The following is a 14,736-nucleotide window of genomic DNA, read 5'->3' as shown; positions in this document are numbered from 1 at the left end:
GTCGCTATCACTGCATCCTTTGATGTATATTTGTTGATCATCACATGTTATGAGTAATTTTGTTGTATCAGCACGTAAGTATCGGCCGCAAACATTTGAATCTGTAGTTGGACAAGGGTCAGTTACGGTGACTCTTAAAAATGCTATCCGGAATAAACAACTTGCGCAGGCGTTTTTATTTTTCGGTTCAAGAGGAGTGGGTAAGACTACCACCGCCCGTATTCTGGCAAAAACTATCAATTGTTTGAATTTATCAACTGATATTGAACCATGCAATACCTGTGAATCGTGCAAATCATTTAATGAAGGACATTCATTTAATATTCTTGAATTAGATGCTGCTTCAAATAACTCAGTTGATGATATCCGGAATTTGATTGATCAGGTGCGCATTGCGCCGCAAATTGGTAACCATAAAATCTTCATCATTGACGAGGTTCACATGCTTTCAGCGCAGGCGTTTAATGCTTTTTTAAAAACGTTGGAAGAGCCGCCGGCACATGCTGTTTTTATTTTAGCTACTACAGAGAAACATAAAATTATTCCTACCATTTTGTCCCGTTGTCAGATTTTTGATTTTCATAGAATTCAGATTGCGGATATCGTAAAACAATTGCAGGGCATTGCGTCAAAAGAAAATATTCAGGCAGAAGAAAAGGCTTTGCATATCATTGCGCAAAAGGCAGATGGCGCCATGCGTGATGCACTTTCCATTTTTGATCAGATTGTCTCCTACAGCAATAGAAATGTTACTTACCAATCTGTTTTAGAAAATCTGAATGTGTTGGATTACGCATATTATTTCAAAATTGTTGATGCAGCACTTTCAGGAAATATTCCGGCCAATTTATTAGTGTATAATGACATTCTTGCTAAAGGTTTTGACGGCGGACAATTTTTAATTGGGTTGGCTGAACATCTAAGAAATTTATTGGTGTGTAAAGATGATACCACTATTTCATTACTTGAAGTTCCGGCTGATATCAAAGCGCAATATCAGGCACAGGCAAGTGCTGCTGAAACTGAATTTTTATTGGTTGGTTTAGATTTGCTGCGCGATGCTGAAATCCAATTCAAGTCGGCAAAAAACAAACGACTCATCGTTGAAATTTCTCTGATGAAATTTACATCCATCTTATCTTCATTAAAAAAACAGGCAGTATCTTAAATTTTAAAAACATAGAAATTCTCCCTTATGAAGGGCAACAGGTTAAAGTAGCAGATAAACCTGCAGAGAAAACTGTAGCCGTAAATTCCAATACGGATATAGGAGCAACTGAGACAATGCAAAAACCTTTAGTGAATGTTGGCACAACAATCAATACGCAAGCAAGCATTGATCGTAAAAACACAACGCAAAACGGTCAACACATTGTTGCACGTACCATTGGAATAAAAAGCATTCTGAATCCGCCAAAAAATAAACAGATGGAAAATGAAGCTGCTTTGTTGCCTGATTTGGCTGAGCACTTCACGCATACTGACTTGATGGCGGTATGGAACGGTTACGCGTTAAATCTTCGACGCGAGAAAAAAGATAGTTTGTACGCAACGCTCACCAGTTCAGAACCGCATCTCAATTCAGAATTTGCCATAACGCTTGATATTGCAAACAGTGCGCAAGCCTTGGATCTTGAGCGTGAAAAAGTAAATCTTTTGGCGCATCTAAGAAGTCAGTTGCGGAATTACAAAATAAGTTTTAACTATAAAATCTCAGAGAAAAAACAATCCTTCTCAACTGATACTAAATCAACTTTTGAAAAACTGGCAGAGGAAAATCCTTCACTCCATAAATTCAGAAAACTCTTCAACCTTGATATTGATTTTTAGGGTATGATTTAATTCATTTTGTTTTGGCATGAAGTCTCTACAGTCATTGAAGTCTTCTTTAAAAAATTAAAAAAAAAGCCGAACAATAACTGCTCGGCTTTTTCAAAATGAAATAATTTTCCTTATAATATAGCATCTAATTTAGATGCCAGTTGTGCTTTTGGAACAGCACCAACAGATTTATCAACTACTTGTCCACCTTTGATAAATGCAACGGTAGGAATGTTTCTGATACCAAATTTTCCGGCAATGCCAGGATTGTTATCAACATCTACTTTTCCAATAATTGCTTTACCGGCGTATTCACTGTGCAATTCATCAATGATAGGTGCAATCATTTTACATGGTCCGCACCACGCTGCCCAAAAATCTAATACAACGGGTTTGTCTGCTTTTCCAACTACCTCTTCGTAGTTAGCATCTGTTACTTCTAATGCCATAATTGTCTGTTTTGCTTGTCAATTTATTTTCTTGCTTATGTTCACGTTTTCTTAAAACAGATTCATAAGCGAATACAAAGTTCATTATTTTTTTCTGCTTTTCAAGTTTTTCTTTTTCGCATTCTTGACAAAGCACGCATTTTTCATATCAATTGGCCTGATTGTTTACCTGTATTGTGCAAAGTTTGTTAATTGATTTTACTGGGCTTGCGCAAAGTCCAGCATGCTTTGCGTTTACTTTGTATTGTATTTTTTGATGCACGAATAAAATAATCTTATGAGTCCCGCCATCATCGGTTTTACCATACTTGGATACTTTGGTATTCTCTTCGGTATTTCGCTGTTTACATCACGCAATGCAGGGAATGACGCCTATTTTTTAGGGAATAAAAAATCGCCGTGGTTTGCTGTGGCGTTTGGTATGATTGGTGACTCTCTTTCTGGAGTTACGTTTATTTCTCTACCGGGCACAGTTGAAGGCGCAAAGTTTTCTTACATGCAAATGGTACTGGGTTATTTGCTGGGGTATTTTTTAATTGCCCGTGTTTTATTGCCTCTGTATTATAAGTTGAATCTGACTTCAATCTATGGATATTTACTAGAGCGTTTTGGACGCAGCGCTCAAATGACCGGCTCATTTTATTTTCTGATTTCTCGTTTAATTGGCGCTGCTCTGCGCTTGTATCTTGCTGCGGCTGTTTTACAACTCTTTTTATTTGATCATTATAATGTTCCGTTTCCATTAACGGTGGCCATTATAATTTTACTCATGCTGTTATATACTTACCGTGGTGGAATAAAAACTTTGGTATGGACTGATACCTTGCAATCTGCTTTGCTGCTTGGTGGTGTTGTGTTGTCGATCACAGCTATTCTTTCTCAACTTGATTGGAGTTTAGGAAAAGCTATCTCTGAAATTCAGCAATCTGAAATGTCTAAAATATTTTTCTGGGATTGGCAAGAAAAATCATTTTTTCCAAAACAGTTTTTAAGTGGTGCTTTTATTGCTGTTGTTATGACAGGTCTTGATCAAAACATGATGCAAAAAAGTCTCAGTTGTCCTGATCTTAGATCGGCGCAGAAAAATTTATACTGGTTCAGTATCGTGCTTGTTTTTGTGAATTTACTTTTTGTTTCTTTAGGTGCTTTGCTTTATATTTATTCTGCTCAGGCCGGTATTCAACTGCCCATTAATGCTGAAACACAGAAGGTGGTGACAGATCAGGTTTTCCCTTTTTTGGCACTGAATCATTTGGGAATTTTTGCATCGGTGATTTTTATTATTGGATTAACAGCTGCAACTTTTTCTAGTGCTGATTCTGTTCTGACAACTCTTACTACATCATTTTGTTTGGATTTTTTACGGACAAATGACAATAAAAATTATGATGAAAAGAAAAGAACCAAGGTTCGCATCATCGTGCATATCTCTTTTGCTGTATTGCTACTTCTCACCATTCTGGCGTCTGAACTTTTGCCAAAAACTGCTGTGATTGATTTAATTTTTACAACAGCGACATACACCTACGGGCCTTTGCTTGGACTATTTGTTTTTGGACTATTCACCAAGCTTCGTACCCGTGATAATTTGGTTCCGGTTATCAGCATCATTTCTGTTATATGTACTTTTTTGCTCCACTATTTTTCAGCGGAAATTTTAATGGGATATACGTTTGGTTATGAATTGTTGCTGGTGAATGGTTTGTTCACGTTTATTGGTTTGACTATTTTTTCTTCGTCAACACATAAGTTGAAAAATTCATCCGCAAAATTATCGTAATCCTACTTAATTTTATCATTCCTTTTTATACTGCACATGCAACAAGATACTTTGAATGATTTACTGGCAAAGCTTGAAACACTTGAACAGGCGTCGTCAGCACTTGAGCCAACAGAAAACCAACGCACAGCTTATCTCAATCAGTTGAATGAGTACAGCAGTGATTTCATTCAATCACTGGATTCAAGAAATACTTTTTCTAAATCAAAAGCAAATGCAAAAAAGTTGGCTATTGATGGCAAGAAAAAAAATCTTGAACAACTCTTGAAAATTTATTCTGATGAAGTAGTTGATCATGGTTTGATTCCTGCTTCGGGAGGGCACATTGGTTATATACCTGGCGGCGGTTTGTACACTGCTGCACTGGGTGATTTTTTGGCAGCTGTTTCTAATGAATATGCGGGCATGTATTTTGGTTCACCGGGCGCTGTGACTATTGAAAATGAACTGATCAACTGGTTGAAAAATGTTTTCCACTTTCCGGTTTCAGCTGTTGGTAATCTTACATCCGGTGGTTCTATTGCCAACCTTATTGCGCTTACTGCGGCAAGAGATAAACATGGAATTAAAAATGAAAAAATTGAGAACGCAGTCATTTATTTGAGTCCGCAAGTGCATCATTGTATTCATAAGGCGTTAAGGATTATAGGGCTTGAAGATATCGTGATCCGAGAACTTGAACTGGATGAATTCTCTCGCATTGATGCTGAGCTACTCAAAAAACATATTGAAGTAGATAAAAAATCAGGCTTGCACCCCTTTATGATTATAGCTTCAGCCGGCACAACGGATACCGGTGCCGTTGACCCGCTTGATCAAATTGCAGATATTGCACATTCACACCAAATGTGGTTTCATGTAGATGCTGCTTATGGTGGATTTTTTATTCTTTCAAATCAAGTAAAAGATAAATTCAGGGGAATTGAAAAAGCTGATTCTTTAGTTGTTGATCCGCACAAAGGGTTGTTTCTACCTTATGGTTTGGGTGCTGTGTTGGTGAAAGATAAAGATGCTTTGTTTCATTCTCATCACTACACCGCCAACTACATGCAGGATGCAACAAATCCTGATTTACCATTAAATCCGGCTGATGTTTCACCTGAATTGACAAAACATTTTCGTGGATTACGCATGTGGTTCCCGTTGCAAATGCACGGAATTGAACCGTTTATTGCCTGCTTAGATGAAAAATTAATTCTCACACAATATTTCAGATTAAAACTGGCTGAGCGAGGTTTTAGGCTTGGGCCTGAACCTGATTTATCTGTCAGTTATTTTTATTGGCCATCAACTAAAACAGATGTGGATGCTTTCAATCAAAAATTGACGGAACTGATTCATGCCGACGGAAAAATATTTTTGAGTTCTACCAAAATTAATGGCAAACAAGTTATTCGTATGGCAATTCTATCATTCAGAACAAAGCGCAAAACCATTGATGATTGTCTTGCAATGATTGATCGTTGTCTAATCAAAACAAAAAAATATTTCAACGAAATTTAACCCAATAATTTTATCACCTTTATAAAAAATTAAAATCATGGCTATTGAAACAATTGACTCTTCATTTAAATCAAAAAGAGAATTTAAAGAATACGATTTTCCGCTGACATTTACCTTCAAAATTTCTACGTTTTCAAATGACTTTCTTGCACATGATGCAAGCGGTGCGCTTGTGGCCTACGTGAGGCAAAAAATGTTTAAACTAAAAGAAGCAATTCAGATTTATGACAATGAAGATAAAACCAACGTCATTTACAAAATTGCAGCTGACAGAATTATTGATTTTAACGCGTGTTATTCGTTCACAGATAATCAGGATCAAGTGATTGGTAAATTGGGAAGAAAGGGAATGAAGTCTCTTTGGAAAGCGAATTATGATATTTTTGATAACGAAGGAAAAATTGAATATTCTATTCGTGAAGAAAATCCATGGAGCAAAGTATTTGATGCATTGCTTTGTGAAGTACCATTACTTGGCTTGTTCAGCGGTTACATGTTCAATCCGCGTTATATTGTAGTAAAACCTGACGGTACCACTGTGGCACGATTGTCAAAAATGAAATCATTTTTTGGTCGCCGATTTAAATTAGATAAGTTGCAAGAACTTGAACCGGGAGATGGTGAACGCATGCTACTTGCCTTAATGATGATGGTGTTACTTGAACGCAGACGTGGATAAAATATGCTGTTAACTGAAACCGGATACTACAGAGAATCAGGTAAAGTGAGCGTACCGGGCTTGGTTCTCACTACGCTGATTGCCCTAGTCGTCATTTGGTTTCTTGCGTTTATTTACGCCATTTTACTTTTTCTCATTCCGGTTGTTTATCTGAATATTGTTATTTGTGTTGGATATTCATTGATCATTGGTATTATTATTCTTTTGCTTGCCAGGCTAGCTAAAAACAGGAATAGAAAAGCACGCATTATTCATGCCCTTGTGATAGGTTTTTTTGGTGTTTATTTTGCCTGGACAGCTTATTTGTCTATTGCTTTATTTCCAGGTGATAAAGATTTTACATCATACCTTTCTATGGTTCCTTGGATACTACAGCCTAAAGAGTCTTTCAGCGCCATGGGATATGCTTTGGATTACGGCATGTGGTCAGTATTTGGTAGCGTTATCAATGGTTGGCAACTCCTGTTAATTTGGATTATTGAAGCTGCAATTATGTTAAGTGGTCCTGTCATTGCCACATTAAAAACGAAAGAATATCCTTTTTCAGAAAACACCAATCAATGGTTTCCAAAATTTACCTTACACCGAGATTTTGAGAGTATTGTAGTAACCACTGATTTGGTTGAAAGTCTCAGAATTAATCCGGTGTTGGCACTTGAGAGTATTGGTAAAGGCACAGGAAATAGGTTCACAAAATTTCATCTGTTCTATTTGAAGCAAGAAGAACAGGCATACCTCACTGCTGAAAAAGTTTATTTTGAAGGACAAGGCAAAGGCAATAAGCATCAGGATATTGTACTGAATAATTTTCCAATTACTAGAAAAGAAGCAGAGGATATAATGGCTAAGTTTGATCATAATCGTGAGCGCTTTCATGTATTCTGAAAAAAAAAGGCATAAATCTTGTCTACTTTTCTGTTGTTTTACGTATGATGCAAGACAATCACTAATTTTGTAGCGTGATTCATATTCCACAACGCATAACTCCTCGCTGGGTCATTTTAAGTATTGACCTTGTACTGGTATTCTTTTCACTGATCATTGCTTACCTCATTCGGTTTGATGTGGTGAATATCCCGTTTGATGAAGAGTTGGATATTTTTCTGAATGGTTTACCCGTGTTTTTAGTAATTAGGGGCATCTGTTTTTTCACATTCAAAATTCATACAAGTATTTTAAGGCATACGGGTTCACAAGATGTCAAACGGGTGATTTATGCCATGCTCTCAGGTACTTTTTTGCTGGCTGTTTATTCGGTGATAAAATTCTACTGGATTGCCGGTACTTTTTTATTCCCCATTTCTGTTTTAGTGGTTGAATTTTTTGTGAGTATAAGTTTTCTTTTGGTATTCAGATTTGCAATAAAACTATTATACATACAAGATATCAAAAGCTCAAAATCTGAAATTGCTGTTGCGGTGTATGGTGCCGGTATATATGGTTTGATCACTAAACACACACTTGATAAAGAAGCAAATGTAGACGGACACGTAGTATGCTATATTGATGATGATAAATTGAAAGATAGAAGTATGATGGAAGGAATTCCGATTTTTCATTCATCAAAATTAGAACAGGTGATCAAGACAAAAAATATCCGCAAAATTATTCTTGCTATTAAAAATCCGGATAACCGAAATAAACGAGCCGTCATAGATATTTGTCTTGCAAATAATGTAGAAGTGTTAAATGTGCCCTCACCAAGCAAATGGATGAATGGTGAATTTACTTCAGGACAAATCACACCAATACGTATTGAAGATTTGTTAGGACGTGAATCTATTAAATTAGATCAGGATCAGCTGACACAAGAGTTTGTTGGTAAGATTATTTTGGTGACCGGTGCAGCAGGTTCGATTGGCAGTGAGTTAGTGAGACAATTAGTTGAATACAGCCCTAAAAGAATCATCATGCTTGATCAGGCTGAGTCTCCTTTGTACGAATTAGAAATGGAGCTCACCGAGAAAAGGCAAAAGCAGTTTACTGAATCTGTTATTGCCGATATCAGAAATGTCAATCGGCTTGAAAATGTGTTTCGTACTTTTAAACCGCAGTATGTTTTTCATGCCGGTGCATACAAGCATGTGCCTTTGATGGAAGATAATCCGTCAGAAGCCATTTTAACCAATGTATTAGGTTCAAAAAACATGGTTGATTTAGCGGTGAAATATAAGGTTGAAAAATTTGTACTCATCTCTACTGACAAAGCAGTGAATCCAACTAATGTGATGGGTTGTTCAAAACGTATTGCTGAAATATACGCACAGTCTGCCAACGCAATTGGTGCTACAAAATTTATTACCACGCGTTTTGGAAATGTGCTGGGTTCAAACGGATCTGTAATTCCGCTTTTCAAAAAACAAATTGAATCAGGCGGACCAATCACGGTTACCGATAAAAACATTACCCGGTTTTTTATGACAATACCTGAGGCTTGTCAGCTGGTGCTTGAGGCAGGCATGATGGGGCAGGGGAAAGAAATTTTTGTGTTTGACATGGGAGAATCTGTGCGCATTTATGATCTGGCAGTTAAAATGATCAAGCTGTCAGGATTTGAACCAAATAAAGACATTTACATAAAAATTACCGGCTTGCGCCCGGGTGAAAAATTGTATGAAGAATTACTCACTAATGAAGAGAATACCATTCCAACACACCATCCGCAAATTTTAATTGCACGTGTCAGAGAATATGACTTTAATGAAATTTCAAAATCCATTGAAAAACTTACCAGTCTCTTTGACGGACAAAACAATACTGAAATTGTGCGTTTGATGAAAGAGATTGTGCCTGAATTTAAAAGCAATAACTCCATCTACGAAAACCTTGACAAATGATTTCAACAAAAATTCAAATCAGATATGCTGATTGCGATATGGGAGGTCACGTACACAACGCTGCTTACCTTCATTATTTTGAATCTTCTCGCATGACATTTTTTGTCACAGATTTAGGCACTGATTGGGATTGGAAAAAATTTGGTTTTATCTTGAAAAAAAACACCATTGAATATCATGTGCCGGTTTATCTCACTGATCAAATCAGAATTGAAGTGAGTTGTGCTCACATTGGTGAAAAAAGTTTCACCCTTTCGTATGAGGTGAAAGATCAGAATGATGTGCTGAAAACCTATGGAGAATCAGTGGTGGTTTGTCTTGACTACACCATTGGTAAAACTATACCCGTGCCTGAAAAGGTGCGTGAAGTTTTGAACAAACATCGCCGAATTTCAGCTTAGGCACACTAATTGAAAGCATTTTTATTAATTTAAGCCCTGTAATTATTTGCCGGCAGATTTTTGGTGTTGATTTTTACCAATCTGAATGCCTCATGATATTTGCATTGTAGTCTCTTTCATTTATAATTTGTTGTATGAAACATATTTCAATTTTAGCCTGGATATTTTTTTCAGGAATTGCTTTTGCACAGAATCTCACGCCTGATTCTGGTGAAAATAAACAAACCAATGAAGTGAAACCGCCTTTGTGCCGAGATCCCCGTTTCAGAATGGTGCCTGATTGTGAAAATTTGGTCTACGTTGACAAGGTAAATATCAACGGTGAAGACAAAGATATTGTGTATAATAAAAAGACACAGGCCGTATATAGTGGTCGTTGTAAAGTATGTCACAACAATGGAAATGTATGGATGTATCTTGAATATAAAAATGGGTGGTCGTTTGGTATTGATACCGTGTACTATGAAAATGGCAATATTAACCTGATTCGCGCCCATGATACTGAAGGTTTAGGAAAAGAAAACGGTACCTGGAAATTTTACCGCGAAGATGGTTCTCTCAAATGGGAAAAAACTTTTGTAATGGGTGCTGCTGATGGTGAACAACGATATTATTTTGCTGACTCCACCATCGAAAAAATTGAAATGTGGAAAATGGGTCAGCTCAATGGAAAAAAACAAGAGTTTTATCCGGGCGGCGCTTTGAAAAAAGAAATTGAATACAAAAACGGAAAATTTGATGGCATGTATCGTACCTATTTTTTGGATGGAAAGGTAGAATCAGAACAACAATATATCAATGATAAAAAAACCGGCCCCTCATCTTATTACTATGAAACAGGGGTATTGTTTTATACTGAAAATCATGAAAACGGTGTATTGGAAGGAGAGTGCAAACGCTTTTACATGACCGGCAGAAAATGGACAGTAGAAAATTATAAAAAAGGGGTGCGCTGGGGAATTTTTGAAGAATACTATGATGATGATAAAAACACGCTAAAATACAGCGCTATCTATAAAAAAGGTGTGGTAGTTGAAGAGCATTATTACAATGAGTTTGGTGAAGAAGTTGCTGCGCCTGAAGAAGAAAAAAAGACGGATACCGGTGAAGGTGAAGAAAATCAGGATGGCGGTAAAAAGAAGAAAAAAGAATAAACTTTTACGGTACCAAAAACTTAAAGCGATATTGGTATTTTTCCATTTGTAAAATGTATAATCCTGAATCAAGGAGTTCAGTGCTGAGTGTTTGATCAGCATTTAAAAAATCTTGTTGTAAAACAATTTTTCCGCTCAGGTCACATACTGAAAAAGGACCATTGAGTTCATGCTGCTGTTCAGTTTGAAATCTGATTTTATCGGTTGACTGATCATACCATATTTTAATTCCGTTCAATGATTCCGGTAAATCATTGGTAATTGTTGCAACAGAAATTTTCATAAACACGGGTAGGTGGTCAGACATGTTGTATAAATTATATAATACACTTAAGGGAACTGTTGTGTTAAGAGGAGCATCAATGAGTGCATCGTTGTAGTGTAATCCATCCTGACCAATAGGTTTGTAAGTGCCTGTTACGTATTTGGCATCATTGCCATAATTAGTGAGATCAGGCGAAATGAAAATAAAATCAAACCGATCATCCATACCTCCGGTGCTACCACCACCAAAGCTTGCTGTGCGCGTGCTTTGTGTATGAATAGATGCAAAAGATGAATTAGAATTCCAGTGTCCCGGGCTGTTAATAGGGTCAACAATCGTAACGCCTGAACCGCTCAGCAAAGTATTCCACGCTGGTTCAGTATCGCTTCCGTAAAAATTAAAATCACCTGCAATTAACACATTTTGCCTGTTTGTGCGTGTTGACAGATAATTTTTTAATTGCTGTACTTCTGCATTACGTTCTGCTTCAAAACCTGAACTTGCCTTAAGGTGACATACGTAAATGTAAAAAAATGTGGTGTCTGTAGTAGTTGATATGTCAGTGCTTTTGTAGTACAATACATATTCATTGATGTCACGCAAGGCAGTTGAAATTACGTTTTGCTCTTTCAATCCAAGTTTGTCTGAATTATAATAGACCAGATTATCCGTATCAGGTCCGTCTGAAAAACTTGCTGATTCATAACTGGTGATGCCGCCAACATTTAATGCGTTAAATAAAATATCGTCTCCGCCTGCTCCGCTGGTGAGTTCACAAACCATTAAAATATCGGGCTGAACATATTGCAAAATTCCTTTTAATGTATCAATTCGTTCAGGTGAAGCGCTTGGGAAATTCAATAGATTATAAGACATCACGCTCAAGGTATCCGTGAGCTGCGCGAACAAACTCATGGAAAATAGATAACTGATGATGAGGGTTAGAATTGATTTACGCATAGGTCAAATTTACCTGTTTTTTCTTTGCTCTGCTGTTACAATTCCTGTGCCTCTTTAAAGTTCTTTATAAATTGAATGGCATAAACTTTTAAAATCAATCATTTATAGATCAAATGGCTGAAAAATTAAAATTCGCTACCTTTAGCTCGGTAAATAGAAGTACGCAAAGAATTATCTCACGATAAAAAAAGGATAATGCTTTGGTAATAATGAATTGAAAAAAACGAATCTCTGTATGAAAAAAATGAAATTTATTTTAGGTGCATTGCTTGCCGGATCATGCTTGATGATCTCATGTAAAAAAAATCAACCTTCTACTTTGATGGAGGGAAATTTCAGTGGAAATTTTCAAGGTTTAGTTGACGGAAATGATACCATTATAAATTCTGGTTACGTTGTCTCTGTTACCCGATTAGATAAAAGTACGGTTGAAGTAATGGGCTCGTTGTTTTCTACTTTTACTCCAGTTGTTGCTAACAATGGCTTGAATGTTGAGTTGGTAGGATCGTATGATGGCCTCTATGAATTCTTGTATCAAGGCGAAACTGAAAAACTGACCTTTACTTATGCCCATGATGGAGACAGCGCAGCATATATTGGGTATAGGCAATAAGTTTATTAAGTACGATTAATATAAAAATCTAGTCACCAAGTTTGGATGCTGAGGCTATCAGACTGGTTTCAATTTTTCCAAAATGGTCATCGGCGTATCATGAAGGCGCAGTGACAAGATGCAGATTTAATGTGTCTATTAAGTTTGTGTTGTAGGTGAAGTTGGCAACATTGTGATTGAATACATTGATATGTCCACAGCAGATTGTCTCTTGAACTAATCTTCAACAAGTGTCCATGTGTTTTCATCAAAGTGTATTGGGCTGATAGCTGTGATATTACATTAAATTGTAATAAGCGGATATTTCTTATATATCAATACTCTGTTTATTAACACCGCACACCAAAGAGTTTTTTATCTTTACATCCCCTAAAGAAAAAGCCATGCAACAATTTATTTTAAGTCTGATTGTAGTTTTATTTTTTGGCTGCGCCGGAGAAAAAAATGTAAACAATAATTCTAATCAAGATACCACGTCTGCGGTAACTGTAACTGTTGACACCGTTCCGCAGTTCACGTCGCTTGAATCAAATTTTACAACGGATTCACTTTTATTACCAGATGGATTCAGGTATAAAATTTTATTCAGAGAAGAATTTGATTTGGTTACCCGCGCTGATGGAAAACAATTCCCGGCTAAAGGAAGTTTTGATTTGTCAGTTTTTATTCCGGATAAATCATCACCTGATACTAAAGGAAAATTATACATATCACATGAAACACGCGCCGCTAATGCTGATCTGGGAGATGGAGGAGGCGCAACAGTTTTTGACATTGAACTTAAAAATGGAAGTTGGGAAGTAACCGGTGAATTTAAACATGTTGATTTTTCAGGCGTTGGAGGAACAGATAGAAATTGCGGCGGAAGTATTTCACCCAACGGAACGGTATTTACCTGTGAAGAGGTGTGGGCACCAAACACCGGTGTGCTTTGGTCAAACGGACAAGGTCATACCGATACTTCATTTCAAAACGGAAGACCACTTTGGCAAAACATGGGATATGTGGTTGAAGTGGATCCGCATACCGGTAAGGCAATTAAAAAACATTGGAAAATGGGACGTTACGTACATGAAGATATTCAGTTTATGAGTGATGGCACAACGGTTTATTTGACTGATGACAACAGCCCGGGTGTGTTTTTGAAATTTATTGCAACCAAACCAAATCAATATGAAGACGGGCAATTGTATGCCTATAAACAAAGTGCTGACGGGCAAGGTGGAGATTGGATAGCCTTACCAATGGACACCGTTTCACTTATTAACTGTACAAAAATTGCCATGGAAAAAGGCGCTTCTATGTTCATTCGTCATGAATGGATGCAGGAAGTGAATGGTAAAATTTATATCACTGAAACAGGTGAAGATATGTTTGACTGGACAGATGGAATAAGCAAAGGAGGTACGGTACCAGATTATGTGATGACGGGTTTACATAGACAAGGCAATGAATTTGATGATCCGTTTGGTCGTATTTTAGCGTTTGACCCACAGACAAATAGCATGAGATCATATCTTGAAGGCGGATTTTTTTCTGATTCTTCCGGCTGTTTTTCCAACCCTGATTGCATTACGTCCGTTACTCTGGGAGGAAGAACGTATTTGGTATTTTGTGAAGATATCAATGGCGCTGACAGAGGAAGGGCAGGTGCTGACAACAAAACTTTTTTCAACGAGTTGTATTTTTTAGATATGAGTATTGAAAATCCAACGGTTGATGATTTGATGCGTTTTGCGGTTACGCCCAAAGGAACTGAAGGAACCGGGGTGATATTTTTACCTGACGGATCTATGATTTTGAATATCATGCATCCGGACAAAGCAAACCCGGCACCGTTTAACAGATCATGCACCGTATTGATTGAAGGATTCAGAAAATGAAATTTAAAATTTGGACAATAATATTTCTGGTAGTTTTGGTTGCAGTGGCTTGTGATCAAATTGATGACGCATGTGATGAAGAAAAATATGGGTCAGCCCTGGTGAGTGATTTTCCGGACAGCCTGCAGGCCGGTGTAATGCATGAGCTAAAAGTTAAATACATTATTGAAAATTCATGCGGCAATTTTCTTGAATTTGAAACTGTTGAAACCGGCGCTTTGACAGAAATAAAAGTAAAACTTATGTATGAGGGTTGCAGTTGTAATCTTGAATTCAAGGAGGACTCATCATATTACCCAATAAGTCATGACACGGCCGGTACCTACATGTACAAGTTCTATTTGAGTGACGGCACCTATGACACCTACCAACTCAACGTGTTTGAATAAGT

General features: G+C 37.1%; 14 protein-coding genes. 12 read left to right on the top strand and 2 right to left on the bottom strand.

Features of this window, described 5'->3' with window-relative positions; all coding sequences use genetic code 11:
- The first annotated feature begins 49 nt into the window (after positions 1 to 49).
- The gene (gene dnaX / locus IPH66_08835; protein ID MBK7129452.1) at positions 50 to 1,168 is read left to right on the top strand and encodes a DNA polymerase III subunit gamma/tau; all 1,119 of its coding nucleotides are present in this window, start codon (positions 50 to 52) and stop codon (positions 1,166 to 1,168) included.
- 116 nt (positions 1,169 to 1,284) lie between these two features.
- Positions 1,285 to 1,830 carry a hypothetical protein gene (locus IPH66_08830; protein MBK7129451.1) on the top strand — a complete coding sequence of 182 codons (546 nt, stop codon included), beginning with the start codon at positions 1,285 to 1,287 and terminating at the stop codon, positions 1,828 to 1,830.
- Between the two features lie 122 nt (positions 1,831 to 1,952).
- Here IPH66_08830 and trxA read toward each other — a convergent pair whose 3' ends face one another.
- Positions 1,953 to 2,270, bottom strand: a complete 318-nt coding sequence (gene trxA, locus IPH66_08825; protein ID MBK7129450.1) for a thioredoxin — start codon at positions 2,268 to 2,270, stop codon at positions 1,953 to 1,955.
- A gap of 277 nt (positions 2,271 to 2,547) precedes the next feature.
- On the opposite strand from trxA, the gene IPH66_08820 reads away from it, so the two are divergent.
- The 7 genes from IPH66_08820 to IPH66_08790 all read left to right on the top strand — a co-directional run bounded on the left by IPH66_08820 (position 2,548) and on the right by IPH66_08790 (position 10,624).
- Positions 2,548 to 4,050, top strand: a complete 1,503-nt coding sequence (locus tag IPH66_08820) for a sodium:solute symporter (protein MBK7129449.1) — start codon at positions 2,548 to 2,550, stop codon at positions 4,048 to 4,050.
- 36 nt (positions 4,051 to 4,086) lie between these two features.
- Positions 4,087 to 5,553 carry an aminotransferase class V-fold PLP-dependent enzyme gene (locus IPH66_08815; protein MBK7129448.1) on the top strand — a complete coding sequence of 489 codons (1,467 nt, stop codon included), beginning with the start codon at positions 4,087 to 4,089 and terminating at the stop codon, positions 5,551 to 5,553.
- 37 nt (positions 5,554 to 5,590) lie between these two features.
- Complete coding sequence (locus IPH66_08810) at positions 5,591 to 6,232, top strand: hypothetical protein (protein ID MBK7129447.1); 642 nt, start codon at positions 5,591 to 5,593, stop codon at positions 6,230 to 6,232.
- Positions 6,233 to 6,235: 3 nt separating this feature from the next.
- Positions 6,236 to 7,117 carry a hypothetical protein gene (locus tag IPH66_08805; protein MBK7129446.1) on the top strand — a complete coding sequence of 294 codons (882 nt, stop codon included), beginning with the start codon at positions 6,236 to 6,238 and terminating at the stop codon, positions 7,115 to 7,117.
- Positions 7,118 to 7,194: 77 nt separating this feature from the next.
- Entirely contained in the window at positions 7,195 to 9,069 is a 1,875-nt protein-coding gene (locus IPH66_08800; protein MBK7129445.1) for a polysaccharide biosynthesis protein, read from the top strand.
- A complete protein-coding gene (locus IPH66_08795; GenBank protein MBK7129444.1) occupies positions 9,066 to 9,470 on the top strand; it encodes an acyl-CoA thioesterase in 405 nt (134 codons plus the stop codon). Before IPH66_08800 ends, IPH66_08795 begins: the two co-directional genes overlap by 4 nt.
- Positions 9,471 to 9,604: 134 nt before the next feature.
- A complete protein-coding gene (locus tag IPH66_08790) occupies positions 9,605 to 10,624 on the top strand; it encodes a toxin-antitoxin system YwqK family antitoxin (GenBank protein ID MBK7129443.1) in 1,020 nt (339 codons plus the stop codon).
- 4 nt (positions 10,625 to 10,628) lie between these two features.
- Here the strand turns inward: IPH66_08790 and IPH66_08785 are convergent, their stop codons facing one another.
- The gene (locus IPH66_08785; GenBank protein ID MBK7129442.1) at positions 10,629 to 11,849 is read right to left on the bottom strand and encodes a T9SS type A sorting domain-containing protein; all 1,221 of its coding nucleotides are present in this window, start codon (positions 11,847 to 11,849) and stop codon (positions 10,629 to 10,631) included.
- A gap of 235 nt (positions 11,850 to 12,084) precedes the next feature.
- Between IPH66_08785 and IPH66_08780 the strand changes: the two genes are divergently transcribed.
- From IPH66_08780 to IPH66_08770, 3 genes are all read left to right on the top strand, one after another.
- Positions 12,085 to 12,462, top strand: a complete 378-nt coding sequence (locus IPH66_08780; protein ID MBK7129441.1) for a hypothetical protein — start codon at positions 12,085 to 12,087, stop codon at positions 12,460 to 12,462.
- 383 nt (positions 12,463 to 12,845) lie between these two features.
- Positions 12,846 to 14,345: a DUF839 domain-containing protein gene (locus tag IPH66_08775; protein ID MBK7129440.1), complete on the top strand. Its 1,500-nt coding sequence runs from the start codon at positions 12,846 to 12,848 to the stop codon at positions 14,343 to 14,345.
- The gene (locus IPH66_08770) at positions 14,342 to 14,734 is read left to right on the top strand and encodes a hypothetical protein (GenBank protein MBK7129439.1); all 393 of its coding nucleotides are present in this window, start codon (positions 14,342 to 14,344) and stop codon (positions 14,732 to 14,734) included. Before IPH66_08775 ends, IPH66_08770 begins: the two co-directional genes overlap by 4 nt.
- Positions 14,735 to 14,736: the final 2 nt, after the last annotated feature.

The organism is Crocinitomicaceae bacterium, assembly GCA_016708105.1.
Classification (GTDB): domain Bacteria; phylum Bacteroidota; class Bacteroidia; order Flavobacteriales_D; family Crocinitomicaceae; genus JADJGJ01.
Note: the sequence above shows the minus strand (reverse complement) of the source record. Positions and strands in the feature narration are given on the sequence as shown.

Coding starts and splice junctions, on each gene's coding strand:
- dnaX (MBK7129452.1), top strand. CDS start 50: ATGAGTAATTTTGTTGTATCAGCACGTAAGTATCGGCCGCAAACATTT.
- IPH66_08830 (MBK7129451.1), top strand. CDS start 1,285: ATGCAAAAACCTTTAGTGAATGTTGGCACAACAATCAATACGCAAGCA.
- trxA (MBK7129450.1), bottom strand. CDS start 2,270: ATGGCATTAGAAGTAACAGATGCTAACTACGAAGAGGTAGTTGGAAAA.
- IPH66_08820 (MBK7129449.1), top strand. CDS start 2,548: ATGAGTCCCGCCATCATCGGTTTTACCATACTTGGATACTTTGGTATT.
- IPH66_08815 (MBK7129448.1), top strand. CDS start 4,087: ATGCAACAAGATACTTTGAATGATTTACTGGCAAAGCTTGAAACACTT.
- IPH66_08810 (MBK7129447.1), top strand. CDS start 5,591: ATGGCTATTGAAACAATTGACTCTTCATTTAAATCAAAAAGAGAATTT.
- IPH66_08805 (MBK7129446.1), top strand. CDS start 6,236: ATGCTGTTAACTGAAACCGGATACTACAGAGAATCAGGTAAAGTGAGC.
- IPH66_08795 (MBK7129444.1), top strand. CDS start 9,066: ATGATTTCAACAAAAATTCAAATCAGATATGCTGATTGCGATATGGGA.
- IPH66_08790 (MBK7129443.1), top strand. CDS start 9,605: ATGAAACATATTTCAATTTTAGCCTGGATATTTTTTTCAGGAATTGCT.
- IPH66_08785 (MBK7129442.1), bottom strand. CDS start 11,849: ATGCGTAAATCAATTCTAACCCTCATCATCAGTTATCTATTTTCCATG.
- IPH66_08780 (MBK7129441.1), top strand. CDS start 12,085: ATGAAAAAAATGAAATTTATTTTAGGTGCATTGCTTGCCGGATCATGC.
- IPH66_08775 (MBK7129440.1), top strand. CDS start 12,846: ATGCAACAATTTATTTTAAGTCTGATTGTAGTTTTATTTTTTGGCTGC.
- IPH66_08770 (MBK7129439.1), top strand. CDS start 14,342: ATGAAATTTAAAATTTGGACAATAATATTTCTGGTAGTTTTGGTTGCA.